General features: G+C 68.1%; 19 protein-coding genes. 6 read left to right on the plus strand and 13 right to left on the minus strand.

What is annotated here, in order from left to right:
- Window positions 1-128: 128 nt before the first annotated feature.
- From ACWD4O_RS31600 to ACWD4O_RS31655, 12 genes are all read right to left on the minus strand, one after another.
- Window positions 129-848 carry an SGNH/GDSL hydrolase family protein gene (locus ACWD4O_RS31600; RefSeq protein WP_451285086.1) on the minus strand — a complete coding sequence of 240 codons (720 nt, stop codon included), beginning with the start codon at window positions 846-848 and terminating at the stop codon, window positions 129-131.
- Window positions 845-1,315, minus strand: a complete 471-nt coding sequence (locus ACWD4O_RS31605; protein ID WP_451285088.1) for a cupin domain-containing protein — start codon at window positions 1,313-1,315, stop codon at window positions 845-847. The genes ACWD4O_RS31600 and ACWD4O_RS31605 overlap by 4 nt, the downstream gene beginning before the upstream one ends.
- 82 nt (window positions 1,316-1,397) lie before the next feature.
- Window positions 1,398-2,234, minus strand: a complete 837-nt coding sequence (locus ACWD4O_RS31610) for a helix-turn-helix domain-containing protein (RefSeq protein WP_451285090.1) — start codon at window positions 2,232-2,234, stop codon at window positions 1,398-1,400.
- A gap of 342 nt (window positions 2,235-2,576) precedes the next feature.
- Entirely contained in the window at window positions 2,577-3,269 is a 693-nt protein-coding gene (locus tag ACWD4O_RS31615) for a class II aldolase/adducin family protein (protein ID WP_451285092.1), read from the minus strand.
- Window positions 3,270-3,425: 156 nt separating this feature from the next.
- Window positions 3,426-4,304, minus strand: coding sequence for a fumarylacetoacetate hydrolase family protein (locus ACWD4O_RS31620; protein WP_451285094.1), 879 nt, complete (start codon window positions 4,302-4,304; stop codon window positions 3,426-3,428).
- Window positions 4,305-4,355: 51 nt separating this feature from the next.
- Window positions 4,356-5,681: an MFS transporter gene (locus ACWD4O_RS31625; RefSeq protein ID WP_451285096.1), complete on the minus strand. Its 1,326-nt coding sequence runs from the start codon at window positions 5,679-5,681 to the stop codon at window positions 4,356-4,358.
- Between the two features lie 132 nt (window positions 5,682-5,813).
- A complete protein-coding gene (locus ACWD4O_RS31630) occupies window positions 5,814-6,713 on the minus strand; it encodes an MBL fold metallo-hydrolase (RefSeq protein ID WP_451285098.1) in 900 nt (299 codons plus the stop codon).
- 60 nt (window positions 6,714-6,773) lie between these two features.
- A complete protein-coding gene (locus tag ACWD4O_RS31635; RefSeq protein ID WP_451285100.1) occupies window positions 6,774-7,784 on the minus strand; it encodes an amidohydrolase family protein in 1,011 nt (336 codons plus the stop codon).
- 47 nt (window positions 7,785-7,831) lie between these two features.
- Window positions 7,832-9,067: a flavin-dependent oxidoreductase gene (locus ACWD4O_RS31640; protein WP_451285102.1), complete on the minus strand. Its 1,236-nt coding sequence runs from the start codon at window positions 9,065-9,067 to the stop codon at window positions 7,832-7,834.
- Between the two features lie 2 nt (window positions 9,068-9,069).
- On the minus strand, window positions 9,070-10,191 hold the full coding sequence (locus ACWD4O_RS31645; RefSeq protein ID WP_451285104.1) for a cupin domain-containing protein: 1,122 nt from the start codon (window positions 10,189-10,191) through the stop codon (window positions 9,070-9,072).
- A gap of 86 nt (window positions 10,192-10,277) precedes the next feature.
- Window positions 10,278-11,381, minus strand: coding sequence for an NAD(P)-dependent alcohol dehydrogenase (locus ACWD4O_RS31650; protein WP_451285106.1), 1,104 nt, complete (start codon window positions 11,379-11,381; stop codon window positions 10,278-10,280).
- Window positions 11,382-11,408: 27 nt separating this feature from the next.
- Complete coding sequence (locus tag ACWD4O_RS31655; protein WP_451285186.1) at window positions 11,409-12,860, minus strand: aldehyde dehydrogenase family protein; 1,452 nt, start codon at window positions 12,858-12,860, stop codon at window positions 11,409-11,411.
- A gap of 334 nt (window positions 12,861-13,194) precedes the next feature.
- On the opposite strand from ACWD4O_RS31655, the gene ACWD4O_RS31660 reads away from it, so the two are divergent.
- Window positions 13,195-15,618, plus strand: coding sequence for an ATP-binding protein (locus ACWD4O_RS31660; RefSeq protein ID WP_451285108.1), 2,424 nt, complete (start codon window positions 13,195-13,197; stop codon window positions 15,616-15,618).
- Between the two features lie 59 nt (window positions 15,619-15,677).
- Window positions 15,678-15,863: a hypothetical protein gene (locus ACWD4O_RS31665; protein WP_451285110.1), complete on the plus strand. Its 186-nt coding sequence runs from the start codon at window positions 15,678-15,680 to the stop codon at window positions 15,861-15,863.
- 65 nt (window positions 15,864-15,928) lie between these two features.
- Here the strand turns inward: ACWD4O_RS31665 and ACWD4O_RS31670 are convergent, their stop codons facing one another.
- A complete protein-coding gene (locus ACWD4O_RS31670) occupies window positions 15,929-16,699 on the minus strand; it encodes an IclR family transcriptional regulator (RefSeq protein ID WP_451285112.1) in 771 nt (256 codons plus the stop codon).
- A gap of 78 nt (window positions 16,700-16,777) precedes the next feature.
- Here ACWD4O_RS31670 and ACWD4O_RS31675 point away from each other — a divergent pair, with 78 nt between their 5' ends.
- Genes ACWD4O_RS31675 through ACWD4O_RS31690 form a run of 4 tightly spaced genes read left to right on the plus strand, consistent with a single transcriptional unit; the run spans window position 16,778 to window position 20,689 of the window.
- Window positions 16,778-17,932, plus strand: a complete 1,155-nt coding sequence (locus ACWD4O_RS31675) for a cupin domain-containing protein (RefSeq protein WP_451285114.1) — start codon at window positions 16,778-16,780, stop codon at window positions 17,930-17,932.
- The gene (locus tag ACWD4O_RS31680) at window positions 17,929-18,762 is read left to right on the plus strand and encodes a fumarylacetoacetate hydrolase family protein (protein WP_451285116.1); all 834 of its coding nucleotides are present in this window, start codon (window positions 17,929-17,931) and stop codon (window positions 18,760-18,762) included. The genes ACWD4O_RS31675 and ACWD4O_RS31680 overlap by 4 nt, the downstream gene beginning before the upstream one ends.
- On the plus strand, window positions 18,762-19,406 hold the full coding sequence (locus tag ACWD4O_RS31685; RefSeq protein WP_451285118.1) for a maleylpyruvate isomerase family mycothiol-dependent enzyme: 645 nt from the start codon (window positions 18,762-18,764) through the stop codon (window positions 19,404-19,406). The genes ACWD4O_RS31680 and ACWD4O_RS31685 overlap by 1 nt, the downstream gene beginning before the upstream one ends.
- A 17-nt stretch (window positions 19,407-19,423) precedes the next feature.
- Entirely contained in the window at window positions 19,424-20,689 is a 1,266-nt protein-coding gene (locus tag ACWD4O_RS31690; protein WP_451285120.1) for an FAD-dependent oxidoreductase, read from the plus strand.
- The last annotated feature ends 223 nt before the right edge of the window (window positions 20,690-20,912 follow it).

The following is a 20,912-nucleotide window of genomic DNA, read 5'->3' on the forward strand; positions in this document are numbered from 1 at the left end:
GCCGACGACGGCAGTCGTCGTCGGCGGCGACAACGCGTCAGCGCACCCTGTCGTAGGCGTTGACCGCCTGGATCGGATGCCGCCTCCGCGCGGTAGATGGCATCCGACCGGCCGGGCGCCGGAACCAGTTACGCGCTCTGGGTCAGCAGACCGGCGTCGATGACCTCAGCGATAAGGGCGGCGCCGCGGCTGTTCTGGTGGATGTGGTCGGTCGTGAGCACGAGACCTCGCCGCCGCGAGATCGTGTCGAGGCTGCGGCGCAGCACTGCGTGCTGGACGAGGACGCCGACGCCCGCTGCGGGCGTCACCTCCCGGTATGAAATCGGGCGCGGGTCCGCTTGGCGCAGCTCCTCGATCTGGCGTTCGTGGAGCGGCAGGTAGGCCACCTCGTGGGTGGCGGCGACCTCGGCGATCATCCGGCTGTACGCCTGCGATGCCTGTGCCGCTGCTCCGTCGAGTTGTTGGCCGAGTACCGGTAGCGACAGCAGACCGATCGTCGCGTCGGTCTCCGCTCGCAGCCGTGCGACGACGGCTCCCAGGCACTGTCGGAACCAGCCGGCCGACGGGCGATCGGGGAGCTGTTTGCGCTTCATGGCCTGCTCGACGGGGTAGCCGGCAAGGCTCGCTCGGGCGTCGTTGGTCCCGATCAACACGGTGATCACATCGGGTGGGTTCGTGACGACGGCATCGAGGCGCTGCAAGAGGTTGTAGGCGAAGTCGCCGTTGGCGCCGAAACGGGCAAGCTGCACGTCACCGGGAGTGTGGCGTCGTCCGAGAAGATCCAGGTAGTCGACGCTGAACTGCGCGCGGGTGAGGCTGTCGCCGAGGCACGCGATGCGTGTCGTCACGGCGCTTCCTCCGGGCTGGGCGTGCCGACGCGTTCGGTCGGGCGGGTGTCGGTCCGAGGACGGTGGTCGGTGCCGAGGGTCGCAGTGACGGCCAGGATGGACGTCGGCCCTTCCATGTCGACCACGTGCCATACCCCGGCCGGGTTGATGGTGGCCTCGCCCGGCCCGAGCAGAACGCGGTCGGGCACCCCGTCCACGTCGCGGGTGACCGTCACAGACCCGCTGAGGCAAACGACCAGTTCGTCGCCTGCAGGGTGGCTCTCCCCATGGTCGCCGAGCCCGTCGCCGTCGAAGATCATCACCATCCGGCCCTCGGCGCCGTCTGCCGCGACCGCGGCGCTGTAGGCCTGGAGCACCTCCGGGTCCCAGGTGAAGCCCTCGACGGGTTTCGCTCTCGATCCCGGTCCGAGGTGCACGGGGGTGGTCCGCAGGTCAATGGCATTGCGTTCGTGGTGGAGGAGTCTCATGCCGACGATCGTCCACGACGGCGATCGGGCGGTCTTGAAGAAAAGGGAAGAGAAGCCGACGCGAAGGACAGACGGTTGGCGGCTACCGGGCTCCGAGGAGGACTTCGCCACGACGCCAGGCCGTCGGCGTTCGGCCCGTGAACTCGCGCCAGTCCCGAACGAGATGGGCCTGGTCGGCGTAGCCAGTGACGGTTGCCACATCGCCCCACGGGAGCGGGTCCTGCGCCACCGCCAGTTCGTGCGCGTGCTCGAAGCGCAAGACTCGGGCGAAGGTCTTCGGCGACAGGCCCACCTCACCGCGAAACCGCTCGGTGAGGTACCGACGGCTCCAGCCGAGTTCCGCGGCGACCGCACCGACCTGGACGCAACCCCGCGCGACGACGAGGCGGCGCCACGCCTCGGCTACCTCGGGGCGCACCCGGCGCACATGGTCGCCGCAGGCGCCACGGCCGACAGCTCGGAGGAGCAGTTCGTCCAGCGCGGTGAACCGCGCCGCCCATGTTGTCGCCGATCGGAGCCGGTCGACCAACTCGACGGCAAGCGCTCCGAGAAGCTCGTCGAGCGGGACCAGTCGGTGGGCGAGCTCGGCGGGCGGCATGCCGTAGATGGCCCGCGCCCCGAGCGGTGTCAGCGATACCTGAACACCTTGCTGGCGTCCGTCGTGGTGAATCGCGACGGACCGGCACATCAGACCGCCGGCCACGCTGCCGAATCGGGTGACCGGTGACCCGTCGTCAACGCCCGCCGCCACCTCCAAAGGATCTGACAGGCTGATCACCGCGGTGAGCGCGCGGCTCGGCGGGCCGCAGTGCACCCCCGTCGGGAGTCCGCGGAGGTCGAAGCCGACATACGAGTCGACGTACTGCCGCAGGACGGGCGCCGGACGTGCACCGATCCCAGTGGCCGTGTGGTCCTCCATTCTCGTCAGTGTACGAGCCGCCCAGCCCAGGAAGATCACAATCCAAGGCTGCGCGTAGTCAGGCGGCTGCTACGGATCCGCCGGATCACGAAGGATCAGAACCACGGAGATGGGGTGATCGGCGCCGATGACTCCGTCTCTTGCCAGGATCAACCCGCGCGTCAACCCGGCGGCCGGCGCTGCGTGGCACCGCGAGCGGCACTCTCACGGGCGTGACGGCGTCTGACTCCTTCGCCCGGCCGAGGAGCCGGCCGGGGACTTTGTGGCGCTGCTCCTCGATGGCGGTGGTTGCGGTCCTCGCCCGGATCCGCGTGGTCGTCCGCTCTCCCGACGACTCCGTCGTTACACGCTCCGTTCCGAGAGACGCTGCAGGTAGTTCCAGCCTGCGTCCCGCTGGGCGGGGTTCCAGACCTGGTTGCGTTTGAAGGCCGCCTCGGCATCGTCGGACCACGTCTTGGGGCCTCCGGCGGCCATGGCCATGAGTTGCGTACGGCACGCCCGTTCCAGCAGAACGGCGTACATGACGGCAGTTGCGGCGTCCGGACCGACGGTGACGGCTCCGTGCCGCGGCATGAGGCATGCGGGGCCGTCACCGAGCGTCTCGGCGAGCGCCGCGCCGAGGTCGCGGGTCGCGATGAGCGCACCCGTCTCGGTGAAGCGCGGCACTTGCGGATCGCAGAACACGACGCCGTCGTGGGAGATGGGCAGCAGGGGTGTGTCGAGGGAGGCGAAGGCGCTCAGGGCGGGTGCGTGCGTGTGCACGACGCAGCCGACGTCCGGGCGCCTCGCCATGATCTCGGTGTGGATCGGGTACTCGATGTGCCGCTTGCCCTCGCCGTGGAGGACCTCACCCTCGCGGCTGACCAGCAGCACCCGCTCGGCGAGAATCTCCTCGAATCCCCAACCGGAGGCTTTCATCCAGACGCCGCCGCCATCCGGGTCACGGACGGCGGCGTGCCCCCACACCATGTCGGTCAGACCGGCAGCGGCCAGGGCTCGGCTGGCACGTACGGTCTCGTCGATCTCTTCCTTCATCAGGGTCCATTTCAGTCGGTCGGGTGGCGTACGGCTGGTGGAGCCGGTCCGCACCCGTGTCGTCGTCGGTGCAGTGGTGCCCCATGGCGCGGTAGCCCGGGGCCGGGGTCAGGCGGGCGTGGAGAGGGCAGCGCACGCCTGCGGGGGAGGCGGCCGTCACCGCGTCCCTGGTGTGGACGGCTGGTGGAACGGGTCGCGGGCCGTGACGTGGATGGTGAGCGGCGGCACCTGCGACACCTCCAGCGACACCTCGTCACCGGGGCTCAGCGGTCCGACCCCGTCCGGGGTGCCGCTCGCGATGATGTCTCCCGGCTCGAGCGTCATCGCCCGGGAATACACTTCGATGAGCTGCGGGACGTCGTAGATGAGGTCGGCGACCCTCCCCTTCTGGCGAAGACGACCGTTGACGCTCAGTTCGAGCTCGAGCACCGACGGGTCCGGGATCTCGTCCGCGGTGACGATGGCCGGCCCCAGCGGCGTGAAGGTGTCGAAGCTCTTGCGATACGAGCGGTCCTCGTCGCCCCGCATCGTCACGTCGATCAGGGCGAGATAGCCGAAGACGTGGCTCAGTGCGTTCCCACGGGATACGTGGCGTGCCGGGGCACCGATGACGATGCCGAGTTCGGCTTCGTAGTCGATGCGACGCGTGGGATCAGGATGCTCGATCGATCCGTCCGGCCCGACGATCGACGAAGGTGCCTTGAGGAAAGCGACATACTTCTCGATCGTTCCCGGCACGTCCTTGAAGGCTCCCGCAGCAATCATCTCTTCACGATGCGGACCGTGATTGACCGGGGCGGCGAGGATCTTCGACGGTCTTGGCTGGGGCGGTCTGAACGTGACCTGTGAGCGGGGTGTTCCGGTGCTGCGTGCGGCGTCCCGGATCTTGGGCTCGATCCTCGCCCAGTCCGCTATCAGCGCACTCATACGATCCGATGGACGAGTTGTCTCCGGCAGCACACTTGTCACGTCGACTATCGAGTCGTCCCGTGCCCAGACGCCGAGCCGAAAATCGTCGAACAGGCTCAGTTTCAACGTACTTTCCTCTCCGTGAATACCGTCGGCGGTGTCCCGCGCCCCGGACTCTCACCCACGCAGGTCGCCGCTTGCGAGGTTTCTGGGCAGGAACAGTCCCGCCACGAGCGTGATCAGGGCGACGCCGGAGATGTAGAAGGCGGGAGACACGGCGCTGTCCGTCACGTCGATGAGCCAGGTGCAGATGATCGCGCCGAAGCCGCCGAAGACAGTCACAGCGGTTGCCGAGCCCATGGAGACCAGCGAGCCGCGGTGCTTGGCGCTGAAGAGCTCCGTGATCGTTGCGGAGCCGGTGCCGGCGATGGCCGCCGTGAACACCGCGAAGACCAGTTGCGCGATCACCAGCGACCCGAACGACCTGTTGTCGACCATGAGCAGGAAGAGCGGATACGGCAGCACCACGTAGCCCACGGCACTGAACACGATCAGGGCTTTACGCCCGAACTTGTCTGAGAGATGGCCCGCGACAGGCAGCAGGACAACCGTCACCATCGCGCCGATGAGCGTCGCCACCAGGGAGGTCTGCAGCTCGATGTCCAGGAACTCCGAGGCGTAGCTGGGCATGTACGTGAGCGCGACCATGGCCGTCACTCCCCAGAGAGCGACCACCCCGACCGTCAGCAGGAATCCGACACTCGGCCGCGGGTTCGTTCCGTGGTCGATCTCCGCGCCGGACTGCGTGGATGCCTGACCGCGGGACGCGGTGAAGACGGGGGTCTCTTCTATGCGTCTCCGCAGGAACAGGGCGACCACGGCGAGCAGAGCGCCCAGGACGAAGGGGACACGCCAACCCCAGTCGCGCATCGCCGTCGAGCCCAGGGCGCCGGTCAGCCCGGCGGTGACCAGCACACCGAGCAACAGGCCACCGTAGGTCGCGACTTGGTGGAAGCTCCCGAAGAATCCCCGGCGCCCGCGGTGGGCCCACTCGATGAGGAAGACGGCCGAGCTCCCGAATTCGCCGCCGGCCGAGAATCCCTGCGCGAGGCGTCCGATGACGATGATGACCGCACCGAGCGATCCGGCGACGGCATACCCCGGTGCGAGGCCTATAAGGAGTGAGCCGGATGCCATCAGCAGCATCGACAGCAGCATGACCGACTTGCGTCCCTTGCGGTCGATGAACGGACCGAGGACAAAAGCTCCCAAGGGCCGGGCGATGAACCCGACCGCGAAGACCGCGAAGGCCGCGAGGATCGACGTGACGCCGTCCTGTTCGGGAAAGAAGGTGGCTCCGATATGAACGGCGAGGAAGCCGTAAACGGTGAAGTCGTACCACTCGAGGACGTTTCCGAGAGTGGCGAGGACCGTCACACGCTTGAGAGTGGACGGGTCCACTTGGGTGGGATCCGCAACCGATATTTCTTTTGCAACAGCCATGGAAGTGTCCTTTGCATGACCTGCCGGAGAACGGAATGTGCCGCACGCGGGCAGCGGCCGGCCCTGAATGCTCGACCGCTGCCCAGGAGATGTTCCGCGTGGCTCAGGTGGTGCGGGACGCCGAGGAAGGCGTCACAGAATGTGCGTGGGGATCGGCTCCCAGGTGACCTGGCCCTGCTCGTCGCGGACGACACGGCCGAAGGGCTGGTCGCCGAAGTGGAAGGCGAAGGCGTAGGTGTCGGGCTTGAGCAGCTCCGACAGCACGCGGGCACGTGCTTCCTGTACGGACTCGGTGTGGCTGTCGGGTGCCGAGCCCCAGTCGGGGTGGGTCAGCTGCGCGGGCGAGTGGAACGCGTCGCCGAAGACCACCAGCCGCCTGCCGCTCGACGAGGTCACGATGTAGGTGGCGTGCCCGGGGGTGTGGCCGGGCGTGACGAGTGCCGTCACGCCCGGCACCACCTCTCCGCCGTCGTCGACGAGGGTGAGCTTCGGGTGGTGCAGCAGCGGCTCCACCACGGTGGTCGGGTCCGGCATGTCGGCCGGCGGCACCCCTTGGGAGAGCGGCTCCCACTCCTGCCGCGACATCACATACGACGCCGACGGGAAGGTTGCCTTCCGTGCGCCGTTCCCGTCCGGGACGAACGCCCACCCCGTGTGGTCGATGTGGATATGGGTCAGGGCGAGAACATCGATGTCCTCGGGCGCGTAGCCGACCGACGCGAGTGTCTCCAGCATCGCGCCGCCCTGGATGGGCCCGTAGTGCGAGTTGACGTTCATGACACCGAGTCCGGCGTCGACGAGCATGCGGTGGCCGTCCCGCTCGACGAGCAGTCCGCCTGCCGTCATCGGCACGCCGCCCGCCTCGTCCAGCGCCTCGGGGTGTTCGCGCCAGTAGGCGTCGGGGAACGACTTGAGGAAGCCGGTGGGGGTGAGCGACATGGGTCCGTCGACGATGTAGGTGAAGGTGAACTCATCCATCGTCCACCGACGCACCGCGGACTGGGATCCCAGTCGTCCGATATTGGCCGTCATATCGCAGTTCCTTTCTCGGGTGGTGCTTGACTTCCGTCAGGAGGATTCGAGGGCTCTGGACTATGCGTCCGAGCGTGCTGTCAGGTTCGGGAAGAGAGTTGTCGCAGTGGTCGAGAACTGCGCCAGATGTCGGTCACTGAGGAGGGTGGTCCGACTCAGCGCGTCCATGTGGGCTTCGATCACCTTGAGGTCCCCCGGCGGATAGTCGGACCCGAACACGATGTGATCGGGGGACGTGATCTCCAGGAGTGGAAGAAGCGCGTTGGGTGATGTCGCGAGCGCGGTGTCGTAGAACAGGCCGGCGATCTGCTGGCGCACCTCTGCCTTGGTCACGCCGCGGGGATTGCTCACCCACGGCAGCAAGCCGGTCGACCCGATGCGTTCGGCAAGGATGGGTAGGACTCCGCCGGCATGCGAGAGGACGAAGTTGATGTTCGGGAAGTCCAGGAAGACCCGCGCATAGATGGCGTCGACGATGGTGCGCGTCGTGTCCATGGGGAATTCGATGACAGGCCCCGGGCGTCCGCACGCAAGCACGTCGAAGCCAGCAGGCACCACCGGATGCAGGAGGACCGTGGCCCTCTTGGCGTCGAGCGCGGCGAAGACATCGGTGAACCGAGGGTCCCCCAGATAGGCGCCGTCGTAGTTGGTGACGAGAACGAATCCGTCGGCGCCGAGTTCCTCGGTTGCGCGGGCGACTTCCGATACCGCGCCGGCCGGATCGATCAGCGGAAGGTTGGCGAGCAGCCCGAACCGGTCGGGGTGTTCCCGCACCACCTTCGCCCCGAACTCGTTGTGTGTCTTCGCCACGTCGGGAGTGAGCCGGTTCGGGCTCGACAGCATCTGTACCGAGATGCCATGACCGTCCATGAACTCCAGGGCGCTTTCGACCGACCAGGGGCCGGCCGGCGGCGCGGTGAAGTTGCCGGCGCGGAAGGAGGCCAGCAGACCCGCAAGCCCGGCTTCCGTGAGTGGCGGGGTGTAGTGGGCATGGACGTCGATCAGGTCGCCGCCGCTGCGTTGACGCAGGCGGGCGACGGCATTCGCCACGTCAGTCTCCGGATTCACCATCGTCGTTCTCCTCCGATCGTTGTCACGACCGTCTCTTTCGGTTGGTGTTACTGCCGCAGGGCTGTCGGAGCGAAGCCGGCAACGCGTTGGTACGCGGCGGCGAGCGCCTCCCGTTCCCCGGGAGCGAAGACTTCGCCCACCTCGGTGAAGCCCTCGGGGGCACGTTCCTCGGCCAGGTCGAGAATGCGTGCGGCTCCCTGGCTGCGATTGGCTTCCACGACGCCCGCCGTGGCGGCGAGGCGTTCGCTTTCGTAGCGCTCCAGGGCGATGTCGGGATCGCCCTCCTCAAGGAGGGCCTGGGTCAGCGCACGCGCGTCGAGGATCGCCTGGGAAGCTCCGTTGGAGCCCACGGGGAACATGGGGTGCGCCGCGTCGCCCAAGAGGGTCGTCCGTCCCGCGGTCCACGTCGGCAGTGCGTCGCGGTCGACCATGGGAAAGACGTGGACGCTCTGCGCGCCGCGCATCAGCGCCGCGACGTCGAGCCACGGGAACGACCACGAGTCGTACTGGTCGATGAAGTCCTCGATATTTCCCGGTCCGTTCCAGGATTCGACGGGCGGGATCCGGCGCGAGCTCTGGTCCAGGACGGCAATCCAGTTGATCAGGACGTTGCCCTGGTCGTCGGGAGCGGAGAGTGGATAGGCCACGACCTTGTGCCCGCGCGTGCCGATCAGCGTCATGGACTTTCCGGTGAGGAACGGCGGTGCCATGGTGGTGCCGCGCCACATCACTTCCCCGCTCCATCGAGGGCTGCCGTCCTCCGGGTGGAGCTGCTTCCGGAGTGCCGAGTGCAGGCCGTCGGCGCCCACCAGCACATCCGCGGACTCCTGGGACGTGCGGCCGGTGACGCTGTCGATCAGCTGGAACTCGGCGCCCTTGCGGTTGTCCGGGTGGGAACCGCTGACCTTCATTCCCGTGCGCACCGCGGATTCGCCGAGGCGCCGGCGGACGATGTCCAGGAGGGCCATCTGGAAGTTGCCTCGGTGGATCGAGAGCTGCGGCACCGGGTATCCCGCCGATATCCCGCGCGGCTCCCGCCACAGGAACTGGCCGTGCCGATTCACGTAGCACAGCTCTTCGGTGGCGACGGCAAGGGGGAGAAGCTCCTCCAGGACGCCGATTCGTTCGAGTTCCCGGACGGCGTGGGGAAGTACGTTGATTCCCACGCCGAGCGGTCGCGGTTCGGGGACCGCCTCGTAGATGGTCACGTCGATGCCGGCGTCATGGAGCATCAACGCGGTGGTGAGTCCGCCGATCCCGCCTCCGGAAATTGCGATTCTCACGGTTACCTCCTTCCTCGGCCGACAGCGGGCACCGTTTCGTCGGCTTCCGGCGCGGCGGCCGGCTCGAATGTGTCTGTCACCTGCTGCCGGTCGGGCAGCTCGGTCTCGCGGTAGAGATGCAAAGCCTCGAGGGCCGCCCGGTCACTGGCGACAAAGAGGTCGGCGGTCTCTTCCGCTTCGTGCTCGACGGGCACCCAGGAGGGGACGACGAAGACGTCACCCGGACCCCAGGTGAATTCCTTTCCGCCGATCACGGACCTGCCGCGGCCGCGGAACACGGTGTGGATCCGGCCGCCGGTCTGACGTCGGGGGGCCGTGGGCTTTCCCGGACGAATCCTCGTCATCTGGCAGGTGAGGGTGGGCAGAGCAGGGCCGCCGGTGACCGGATTCCTGTACTCCAGCGTCACGCTGGAGTCGTCACTCTGCTTCTGCAACGCTGCCAGTGCGGCATCGACCTGGGCATAGGGGTAGCGCAGCAGCGGCGAGTACGGTTTCGGCCAGGCGGCGCCGTCGGAATGCTGAAGTCCCGCATGCCCGAACTTCTCCTCCGAGAGGGAGAAACCCGCGACGTCCTGCATCCCGGCCGGATGGTCCTCGAAGAAGATCGACTCCAAGGTGGCGACCATCACCACGTCGATCACATCGAGCCAGATGGCGGGCTCACCGCTCTGGTTGGTGTGATCGTGCCACGCCCCGCTGGGCGTGAGGACGAAGTCGCCGGGCTCCATCCAGCAGGCGTCTCCGTCGACGGTGGTGTAGACATTCGAGCCGGTCATCATGAACCGGATCGCTGCCGGAGAATGCCGATGGGCCGGTGCCGTCTCACCCGGATCCAGATACTGGTAGGCGCCGAACAGGGCTTCGGTCGTTCCGATGCGCAGCCCGGGGTTGCAGAACTGCAGGGCCCGCCGCTGAGCCGCGCCTTCGTCGACCTCCAGAACCCTTCCCGCCTGCCGAGCCAGCGGGGCGACGGTGTCCCAGCGCCACAGATGCGCACGCGTCTGCGGCATCGGGTGTGCCGGCATCGGCGGCCTGCTCCACAGGCCCGCCATATCGCGCGATGCGAGCGCACCACAGAATTCTTCGATCGATACTTTCGCCGTGTCGACACTGCCGGGAAGCATTGCGTCTTGCCTATTTTCTTTTTGCATCGTCAGCCCACCTGTTGCCTCTCTCATGGCTCGCCATGCGTTTTCAACAGAATTGGGGACTAGAACAGCATGACCGGTTTGATCGTCGCCCCATCGTGCATTTCGCGGGCAGCGGTGTTCAGGTCCCTGAATTTGTAGTGCTTGATCAGCTTTTCCAGCGGGAGCTTTCCCTGCCGATGCAGCGTGGCCATCCGGGGCAGCAGGGTCTCCGGCTCGCCGTCCCCCAGCGTCACGCCCAGCACGCGCCTGCCGAGCAGCAGATCGTGCATGTCCAGCGCCACGTCGACGCCGGGAGGGGCCACGCCGACGACCGCGCACGCTCCGCCGGTGCTGAGGGCGTCGACGGCGGTGCGGAGGAGAGCGGGAATTCCGGTGGTGTCCACTGCGTTGTCGACGCCGCGTCCACCGGTGATCTCTGCCAGGGCGGTCGCCGGATCCACTTCGGTGGTGTTGATGGTGTGCCGTGCGCCGAGCTCCAGGGCGAGCTCGAGCCGGGAGGGCACACGGTCGATCGCGATGATGTCACCCGAGGGCAGAGCAGCGGCGGCCATGATCGCCGACAGGCCCACCGCGCCGGCGCCGAAGACGGCCAGGCTCTCACCGGGTCTGGGCGCCAGGACGTTCCAGACGGTGCCGACTCCGGTCTGGACGCCGCAGCCCAGCGGCGCGAGTACCGTCAGGTCGGCTTCGGGGTCCACCTTCACTACACTGCGAGCGTCGACGACGGCCGCCTCGGCGAAGGAGGACTGGCCGAAGAAATGCCCACCGACCGGGACGCCTTCGCGCGTGATCGGAGAGCTCCCGTCTCTGCGTTTGCCTCCCGTCACATTGCGGGGCAGCCAGGTGTCGCAGTAGGCCGGGTGGCCATTGCGGCAGCTGGTGCAGTGTTCACATGATGTGAAACTCAACAGGACCTTGTCGCCGGGCCGGACTTTGGTGACAGAAGCCCCGACCTGCTCGACGATTCCGGCTCCTTCGTGGCCGATGACCCCGGGCAGCGGGAAGGGCATACGGCCCGCCTGTACGTTCAGATCGCTGTGACACAGACCGGCGGCGACCATTCGTACCAGGACCTCGTCCTTGCGAGGTTCGTCGAGCACGACTTCGGCAAAGGTGAATGGGGCACCCGGGCCTTCGATTATGGCTGCTGTGGTGGAATGCATGTTGCCTTTCCCTTTTTCGGTCGATGCCTACAGGGCCACGATGACCGACTTGGTCTGCAGGTATTCGTCCAGGCCCTCGGGGCCGTTTTCCCGCCCGTAGCCGGACTGCTTGTAGCCGCCTATCGGCATGGAGATGTCCATGGCAGCCCACGTGTTGACCCACACCGTTCCCGCGTCGAGGCGCGCTGCGACGCGATGCGCACGGGAGACGTCACGGGTCTGCAGGCCGGCGGCGAGGCCGTAGGGAGTTCCGTTGGCCATCCGCACGGCCTCGTCCTCGGTGTCGAAGGGCTGGACGGTCAGGACCGGCCCGAAGATCTCTTCCTGGACAAAGGCCGATTGCTGGTCGACGCCGGTGAGGACCGTCGGGGCGACGTAGAAGCCCGGCCCGTCCGGGCACTCGGCGCTGGTGACACCGACCCCCTCGCGCCGGGCCCGTTCGAGGAACGAGACGACCTTTGCCTGGTGAGCGGGGCCCGCCAGGGGCCCGACCATGGTCTCCTCACTCAGCGGGTCGCCGACCTTGATCCGCGCACAGGCTGCGCCCAGCCGCTCGAGTACTTCCTCGTAGACGGGCCGCTCGACGAGAAGCCGGCTGCCCGCCATGCAGAACTGTCCCGTGTTGAAGGTGAACGCCTTGACCGCCGTGGGCACGGCGGTATCCAGATCGGCGTCGGCGAAGACGAGGTTCGCGCTCTTCCCGCCCAGTTCCAGGGTTGCCCGGGTGAGGGTCTCGGCCCCCTGGACCACGATTCTCTTCCCGACGACGGTCGACCCGGTGAACGCCACCTTGGCGATCCTCGGATCGCACACCAGCGCCTGTCCGGCTTCCGCATCCCCGGTGACCACGTTGTAGGCGCCGTCCGGCAGACCGGCTTCCTGGAGCACTTCCGCGAGCCGGAGAGCGGTGAGCGGGGTCTCCGCGGCCGGCTTGTGTACGACGGTGTTTCCCGCGGCAAGGGCCGCGGCGATCTTCTTGCTGGACAGTACGAGCGGGAAGTTGAACGGGGTGATCGCCGCGACCACACCGATCGGCTCCCGCCGGGTGTACGCCAGAGCGGGGGCGGCAGGCGAGCGGACCGCGCCTTCGATGCCTGCTGCGAGATTGCCGTAGTACTCGAATGTCTCGATCGCCATCGGGATGTCGACCCGCCGGGCGAGCGTGATGGGCTTTCCGACGTTGAAACTCTCCAGGAGGGCGAACTCCTCGGCGTGCTGCCGCAGCAACTCGGCGGCGCGCATCAGGATGCGCCCTCGCTCGCGCGGGCTCATCCGCGGCCAGGGACCTTCTTCGAAGGCCTTGAGCGCCACAGCGGCCGCACGTCCGGCGTCGCCGGCACCGGCTTCGGCGACGATCGTCGCCCTCTGCCCGGTCGCAGGATCGACCAGTTCCCGGACGGCCTCTGCCTCTGCCGGCTCCCATCGACCGCCGATGAACAGCCTGCCTGGGGCAACCGCGGGCCGGGCTCCCACGTGCATCGTCGTCACGTTGGGTCCTCCTCACTTCGAACCGAGGGCCAATCTCAGCCCCGGCGAGGTTCCGGGGATACGGGTAGAACCACCCCTTCGCGAGGTCCCGCAGGTCTACCCCCCATGACCGGGCCCTCGACGCGGGTGGGGGCTCGTACTGGCTCCGGCCGACCCGCGCGGTATGTACGCTCCCGATGGTTGCGTGGACAGAAAACCACCTGTTAGCGTCTTAATGTTCGGGACACAAATCCGCATCATGCGGCATTGGGTCAGTTCGGCCTCACATCTCACCCATTTACTCGGCACGGTATCGATGGAGGAAATCCGGGTGTCAGGACCCGGAGTGCGTCAGAGCCGCGTGGAATTCGGCTGGGTCGATCCGCCGAATTCGGGTGACGGTCGGGCTCTCAAAGAGAAGCTGGAATTCATGGTGGATGAGATAGCTGAGGGTGGTTCGGGAAACCTTCCCAACGCCGTCACGAGTTTTGTGGGACGCCGCAGTGAACTGGCGGAGGTTCGCGGGCTGCTGGGATCGGCCCGCCTGGTGACGCTGACCGGACCGGGTGGCGTCGGGAAGAGCCGGCTGGCGGTCGAGACGGGAATCGCGGCCCGTTCGGCGTTCCCCGACGGGGTCTGGCTGATCGACCTGGCGGCCGTCCGTGAGCCCGAACTCGTCGAGCACGCCGTGGCGACCGCTCTCGGGGTGGCGAATTCCTCGAACCGGCCGGCGGCGGACCGGCTGATCGAGTACCTGGGCCGCCGGCAGACGCTGCTGCTCTTCGACAACTGCGAGCATCTCGTCCAGGCCTGCGCCGTGCTCGTCGACCGGCTGCTGCGGGGCTGTCCACACGTCCGGATCCTCGCGACCAGCAGACAAGTCCTGGACATCATCGGCGGGGAGAACGTCTATCAGGTTCTGCCGTTGCCGGTCCCGGACCCCGACACCGAGTCCTCCGTGGAGGTGCTGTCCCGGTACGAGTCGGTGCGACTCCTCGTGGACCGCGCAAGGGCGATCACCCCCGGGTTCGTGGTGGACGACATCAACGGCCCGGCAGTGGCCCGGCTCTGCGCCCAACTGGAGGGCATCCCCCTGGCGATCGAGCTGGCCGCCTCACGGCTGCGATCGCTGCACCTCGACGCATTGGTCGAACGGCTGGCAGACCGCTTCGGGCTGCTCACCAGCGGGAGCCGTTCCGCACTTCCCCGTCAGCGCACACTCCGCGCGCTGATCGACTGGAGTTACGACCTGTGCACACCCGAGGAACAATTGCTGTGGACTCGCCTCTCGGTATTCTCCGGTGGATTCGACCTGCAGGCCGCTGAACACATATGCGCCGGCGACGGTCTGCCCCGCGAGCGGATTCTCGACCTCACGGATCATTTGGTTGCCCAGTCGATCATCCAGGCCGTCGAGGGAAGTGGGCTGTTGCGCTTCCGTATGCTGATGACCCTCCAGGAATACGCCGGAGAGCGCCTGAAGACGCATGAGAACGTGGAAACTGTGCGAGACCGGCACCAGGAATACTACGGAGCACTGGCCGTACAGGTGGCGGCGAATTGGAGCGGGCCGGGCCAGGAAGCCGGACTGGCCAGGCTACGCGCCGACCGCGGCAACGTGGAATCGGCCCTGGAAAGGTGCATCAGCACGCGTCGGACCCAGCGCGCCCTGTCCATGGTGTCCGCGCTGCGCCATCACTGGTGTGCCGACGGAGCGCTGAGCGAGGGGCGGCGCTGGCTCGACCTGGCTCTCGCGCTCGACGCACCACGACTGCCCGAGCGGGCCACCGCACTCTGGGTGGCGGCATGGGTCTCACTGCTCCAGGGCGACGACTCCGCCGCCGAGGTGCGACTGGCGGAATGCGACGAGTTGGCCGGAGAGTTCGGCGATCAGGTCTCGCTCTGTATGACGCGCTCGCTCCGCGGTACCGTCGCCTTCTTCCGCGGGGACCTCCGTGCTGCCCTCGGCCACTTCGATGCGGCCTCCGCGCGGCTCGCGGAGCAGGGAGATCTCGAGGGCGTCCTCTTCAACGGTTTCCAGACCGCCATCGCCCGGGCTCTGCTCCAGGACGACCAGGCCGAGCAGGCTGCCCGGCAGGTGATCGCGGTGAGTGAGCGCAATGGCGAGCATTGGGCCAGGGCGCGCGCACTGTACGCGCTGGGCCTGTACGCCTGGCTGAACGGCGACCCCGACCAGGCGAAGTCGGCGGCCCGCGCGGGTCTGCAGATCCAGCGTGGCTTCAACGACCATGTCGGTGCCGCGGTCATGATCGAACTCCTCGCGTGGGTCGCCACGACGAACGCGGAGTACGACCACGCGGCTCGTCTGCTCGGTGCGATCCAGTCGATCTGGGGTGTGATCGGCACGTCACTCACTGCCTTCGGACCGCACCTGGCGGGCTACCACACCCAGTGCGAGGAGGAACTGCACCGCAGACTGGGTGGCGCCGAGGCCTTGCGGGCCAGGCTTGACGAGGGCGGTCGTATGGACCGACGGCAGGCCATCTCCTACGCGCTGAACGGCCCCGAACCGGTGGCCACACCCGAACCCGCGACGACGGTCGAGGTGTTGACCCCACGACAACAACAGGTCGCCCGCTTCGTCGCCGAGGGCCTCAGCAATCGCCAGATCGCCGAGCGGCTTGTGGTGTCCACCCGCACGGTGGACGGACATATCGAACGGATCCTGGCGAAGCTGGAGTTCTCCTCCCGGGCGCAGGTAGCTGCCTGGGTGGCGGGGGCGGCGTCCGGCGTGCCCGCTTCACGCTGAAGGAGCCGAACGGCGAGCCGTCGTCGTGACGCCGCGGGGCCACCGGCCGGTCAGGCGCCGTGCGTGTCCTCGCGAGGACCGGTTCGGCCTCGCCGGTGCAGGGCAGCAGGTGTGCGCTCCAGCCGGTCCAGGACGGCTGGAGTCTCGGCGCGCTCGGCGTCACGGAGATCGCCGACGGCGTACCCCTCCACCTGCGCCCACAGGCCCTCGACCTGGCTGCACGGTCCCCGCTGCCCGAGCCGTAGCCGACGACGCGGCCCTGTTCCTTGCAGTCGGCCGACTTCGTCCGAGGTTTTCTGACCGGTGTGCTCTACCGCCCTCCCCCATGCATCTCGGCAGAGATCCTGTCCGCCGCCACGGTCAGAGCCGACACGATCTCCTTCACGCGGTCGGGGGAGTACCGCACGCTCGGCATGGACACCGACACGGCGGCGATCGTGGCACCGCTCGCATCGATGACTCCGCGCCCGATGGCGACGAGCCCTCGCTCGGAACGTTCGAGGTTGACGGCGACGCCACTGCTCCGGACGGCTCTGAGCTCGCCGCGCAGCTCCGCCGGATCCGGGCGCTCCTCGGACCCGGGGGCGGGTGCGTAGAGCGCGGTCAGTTCGTCGTCGGCCAGAGCGGCGAGCATGACCAGACCCCCGCTCACCTGGTGTGCGGGGAAGACCATACCCTCGCGGTTTCCGACCCGGAGGGCCTGTGTGCACTCGACCGAGGCGATGAACCTCGCGGTGCGGCCGGTGCGGATGGCGAGGTTCGCGGTCTCGTCGAGGGTGTCGACGAGGGTGCGCAGCGGGCCGAGGGCGGCGGTCCGGAGAGCTCCTACGTTCGACTGGGCCTTGGCGGCGATCTCCAGAACCGGTCCGGCCCGGTAGCTGCGGTCGTCGTTCTGTACCGCGAAGTCGCGGTACACCAGTGTGGACAGCAGACGATGGGCACTGGAACGGGCCACGCCGAGCCGCCGGGCGGCTTCGGAGACTGTGATGGGGCCCTCCACCTGCAGAATCACCGCCAGCTGCAGCGCGTGGTCCACACTCGTCACGCCGTACGCCGGCGGGCTCTTCATTGACTTGGCCACGACGACCGCCTCTCACCGTTTGTTCCGCAAGACAGAATCTACTGTTCCAGCCGAGGGTCTGCGGAGCACGGTGTGGTCATGACCGACCAAGACAGCGCCGTCTCCCCCCTCTCGCTCATCGCAGAGGACCGGCCGGACCAGCCGCCCGTCACTCCCGAACTCGTAGAGCTCTACCGGGGCTTCGAGAAGGCCCTCCTTGTTCCGCTGTGGACCCGGATCGGCGATCTGATGCCAGAGCACCCCAGGTCGAAGGCGCAGCCGCACCGGTGGGAGTGGAAGACACTGCTCGACCTGGCCGGTCGTTCCGGCGACCTGGTGCCGGTCGGCCGCGGCGGCGAACGGCGGGCCATAGCCCTGGCCAACCCGAGTCTGGGCGGCAGGCCCTACGCGACGCCGACCCTCTGGGCGGCCATTCAGTACCTGATGCCCGGCGAGAACGCGCCCGAGCACCGGCACACCCAGAACGCTTTCCGGTTCGTCGTCGAGGGCGGGGGCGTGTGGACCGTCGTGGAACGCGATCCTGTGCCGATGCGCCGTGGTGACTTCCTGCCGCAGGCCGGTATGAACTGGCACGCCCATCACCACTCGGCCGACGAACCCATGGCCTGGATCGACGGCCTCGACATCCCCTTCCAGTACGACGTCGAGGCGCAGTTCTTCGACTTCGGCCGGGACGAACTGTCCGAGGAGGAGCACGCGACGCCCGACCGATCGCGCTCGGAGCGGCTGTGGGGCCACCCGGGGCTGGCGCCGGTCTCGCAGCTCGGGCGCAGAGAGGGCACCGCCCTGCTGTGCTACCGCTGGGTGGACACCGACGCTGCTCTGACCGAACAGCTGGAACTGGAACGCGCGGGCCACCCCGGCACCGTCGGGCCCGGCCACGCGCTGGTGCGCTACATCAACCCCACCACCGCCGGCGACGTGCTGCCGACCATCCGTGCCCAGTTCCACCGTCTGGTCCGCGGCGCCGAGATCGCTCCGCGCCGCGAGACGGGTTCTTCGGTCTACCAGGTCTTCGACGGCACCGGCCGGGTGACCGTGGGCGACTTCTCCTGGTCGGTCCAGCGCGGCGACCTTTTCGTCGTCCCGTCCTGGCAGCCGCTGTCGATCCGGTCCGAGGCGTCCCCGTCCGACTCCGACTCCGGCGCGCTGGACCTGTTCCAGTTCAGCGACGCCCCCCTCTTCACCAAGCTCAACCTGTTCCGCACCCGTATCGAGGAGAACCTCGCGTGAAGCTCGCCACCATCCGTCTCGGTGACCGCACCGCCGCCGTCCGCGTCGACGGCGACACCCTCGTCGACCTCGGCCTGCCCGACGTCGGCGCCGTACTGGCAGCCCCCGGCGGTCTCGAAGCGGCGTCGGCGGCCGACGGCCGGCGATACGCGGGCACCGACGCCGAGTTCGCCCCGCTCGTCCCCCGCCCCACCAAGGTGGTCTGCGTCGGCCTGAACTACCAGAAGCACATCAAGGAGATGGGCCGGGACCTGCCCGAATACCCCACCCTCTTCTGCAAGTTCGCCGACACCCTCGTCGGCGCCCTCGACGACGTCCGACGCCCGGTCGAGACCGAGCAGTTCGACTGGGAGGCCGAACTCGCCGTGGTCGTCGGCCGCCAGGTCCGGCGCGCGAGCGAGGCCGAGGCCGAGGCGGCCATCGCGGGCTTCGGCATCCTGAACGACGTCACCTGCCGCGACTGGCAGTTCCGCACGCGCGAGTGGCTGCAGGGCAAGAACTGGGACTCCACCACCCCGCTCGGCCCGTTCCTCGTCACCACCGACGAGGTCGGCGGCCCGCGCCCCGCGCTCGACATCCGCTGCGAGGTCAACGGGCAGGTCATGCAGCAGGACAACACCGGTGACCTGCTCTTCGACCCGGTTCACCTGGTCCGCTACGTCTCGACGATGATCCGGCTCAACCCCGGGGACGTCATCGCCACGGGCACCCCCGGCGGCGTCGGACACGCCCGCAAGCCGCAGGTGTTCCTTCAGGAGGGCGACACCATCGTCACCGAGATCGAGGGCCTGGGCCGTCTCGAGAACCGCGTCGTCTCCGAGGGGGCGTGATGAGAACTCTGCCGACGACACTGGCCTGGGTGGCCGAGGGCACCGAACTGTGCCGCAAGGCCGTCGCCGACCTCGACAACGATTCGTACGGTGCGCCCTCGCTGCTCCCCGGCTGGACCCGCAAGCACGTCGTGGCCCACGTGGCCGCCAACGCCCGGGCCCTCAGGAACCTCATGCACTGGGCCCGCACCGGTGAGCCCACTCCGATGTACGGCTCGCCGGAGCAGCGCCTGGCGGACATCGAGTCGGGCGCTCGGCTGCCCGTCGCATGGCTCACCGCCTGGTTCGAGGAGTCGGCGCAGCTGCTGGCCTATGCGATGGCCGAACTGACCGAGGAGCAGTGGCGGGGGGAGGTACTGACCGCCCAGGGGCGGACCGTGCCGGCGAGTGAGGTCCCGTGGATGCGCACGAGGGAGGTCATGGTGCATGCCGTCGACCTCGGCACCGGCATCCGATTCGCCGACCTGCCCGAGGAGTTCTGCGCCGAACTCCGCCACGACATCGTCGGCAAGCGCGGCAGCGACAACGTCCCCACCGTCCAGGGCGGCGACGCCGACATCACCGCCTACCTGGCGGGCCGCCCGTACACCGGTGTGACGACCGGGAACGGCTCCCCGGCCGAACCCCTGACTCCGTGGCTGTGACCACGCGGGAGAGAGACATGAACAGCACAGACTCCCACCGCCCCGACGTCCTCGTCATCGGTGGCGGGATCGGCGGACTCTCGGCCGCGCTGGCCCTCACCCTCCATGGCCTGCGGGTCCGCCTGTATGAGCAGGCCCCCGAGTTCGGCGAGGTCGGCGCAGGCCTGCAGCTCGCCCCGAACTGCACCCGGATCCTGCACGACTACGGGCTCCTGGACGAGGCGGTCCAACTCGGCGTGCTGCCCGAGCACATGATCATGAAGGACGCGCTCGGCGCGGCCGAGCTGACCCGGGTGGACCTCAAGGACGTGGAACGCCGTTACGGTTTCCCGTACTTGGTCATCCACCGTAGTGACCTGCACGGCGTCCTCCTGCGCGGCTGCGAGCGGGCGGGCGTGGAACTGGTGACCGGCACCCGCTGTGTGAGGTACGAGAACATCGAGGGCGGCGCGCGCGTCACCTTCGCCGACGGCAACAGAGACGAGGCCGAGGTCGTCCTCGCCGCTGACGGGCTCCACTCCATCGCGCGCACGCTGCTCGTCGACGACGAGCCCGTCAACTCGGCATATGTCGCCTACCGCGGCGCGGTCCCCTTCGAGCAGGTGCGCGCCAACGAGGTGCACGAGAAGGACGTCGTTCTGTACGTTGGACCGCACTGCCACTTCGTCCAGTACCCGCTGCGTGGCGGCCGGATGTTCAACCAGGTGGCGGTGTTCCAGTCGCCGAAGGCCCTGGCCGGCGAGGAGGACTGGGGCACCCCGGACGAACTCGACCGGGCCTTCGAGGGAACGTGCGACCAGGTCCGGAAGGGCCTGCCGTTGATGTGGCGCGACCGCTGGTGGCGGATGTTCGACCGTGAGCCGCTCATGAAGTGGGTCACCGGACGCATCGCCCTGCTCGGTGACGCGGCCCACCCGCCACTGCAGTACATGGCCCAGGGTGCCGTCATGGCCATCGAGGACGGCTGGGTGCTGGCCCAGCACGTCGGTGCGCAGGTCGCGAAGCGGTCCGACGGCGCATCCGGCGTCGACTGGGACGCGGCACTCGCCGCCTATGAGGCCGTACGCCCCGAACACTGCCGCCGGGTGGTGCTCACCGCACGGTCGTGGGGCGCGCTGTGGCACCACGTCGGGGTCCGACGGGAGCAGCGCAATGCGGTGATGCGCTCCCGAGACACCTACGACTATGCCTTCATGGACTGGGTCTACGGCCCCACGGCGCTGACGCCCGACGAGGAGCCGGAGATGTTCACGTCCATCCCACTGGACTCCGTCGAGGTCTGAGACTCACATGCTTCGTGCGACGCGGGACACGGATTCCGCGTCGCACGAAGCTGTCGGTCTGCACTATGGGAAAGCCCCGGCAGGTTGCCGACGCGATCGGGCACGTGGACGTGCTGGTCGACTCGGCCGGCATCGTCGGGCCGAACAAGCCGCTGCCTCGCTGAACAATGATGTGACGATCCGTCAGGATCGTCGGCATCGGGTCAGCATTCGTTCAGCCAGG

It is taken from the genome of Streptomyces sp. NPDC002623 (genome assembly GCF_053592635.1).

Coding starts and splice junctions, on each gene's coding strand:
- ACWD4O_RS31605 (WP_451285088.1), bottom strand. CDS start 1,315: ATGAGACTCCTCCACCACGAACGCAATGCCATTGACCTGCGGACCACC.
- ACWD4O_RS31610 (WP_451285090.1), bottom strand. CDS start 2,234: ATGGAGGACCACACGGCCACTGGGATCGGTGCACGTCCGGCGCCCGTC.
- ACWD4O_RS31615 (WP_451285092.1), bottom strand. CDS start 3,269: ATGAAGGAAGAGATCGACGAGACCGTACGTGCCAGCCGAGCCCTGGCC.
- ACWD4O_RS31625 (WP_451285096.1), bottom strand. CDS start 5,681: ATGGCTGTTGCAAAAGAAATATCGGTTGCGGATCCCACCCAAGTGGAC.
- ACWD4O_RS31630 (WP_451285098.1), bottom strand. CDS start 6,713: ATGACGGCCAATATCGGACGACTGGGATCCCAGTCCGCGGTGCGTCGG.
- ACWD4O_RS31635 (WP_451285100.1), bottom strand. CDS start 7,784: ATGGTGAATCCGGAGACTGACGTGGCGAATGCCGTCGCCCGCCTGCGT.
- ACWD4O_RS31645 (WP_451285104.1), bottom strand. CDS start 10,191: ATGCTTCCCGGCAGTGTCGACACGGCGAAAGTATCGATCGAAGAATTC.
- ACWD4O_RS31650 (WP_451285106.1), bottom strand. CDS start 11,381: ATGCATTCCACCACAGCAGCCATAATCGAAGGCCCGGGTGCCCCATTC.
- ACWD4O_RS31655 (WP_451285186.1), bottom strand. CDS start 12,860: ATGCACGTGGGAGCCCGGCCCGCGGTTGCCCCAGGCAGGCTGTTCATC.
- ACWD4O_RS31675 (WP_451285114.1), top strand. CDS start 16,778: ATGACCGACCAAGACAGCGCCGTCTCCCCCCTCTCGCTCATCGCAGAG.
- ACWD4O_RS31685 (WP_451285118.1), top strand. CDS start 18,762: ATGAGAACTCTGCCGACGACACTGGCCTGGGTGGCCGAGGGCACCGAA.
- ACWD4O_RS31690 (WP_451285120.1), top strand. CDS start 19,424: ATGAACAGCACAGACTCCCACCGCCCCGACGTCCTCGTCATCGGTGGC.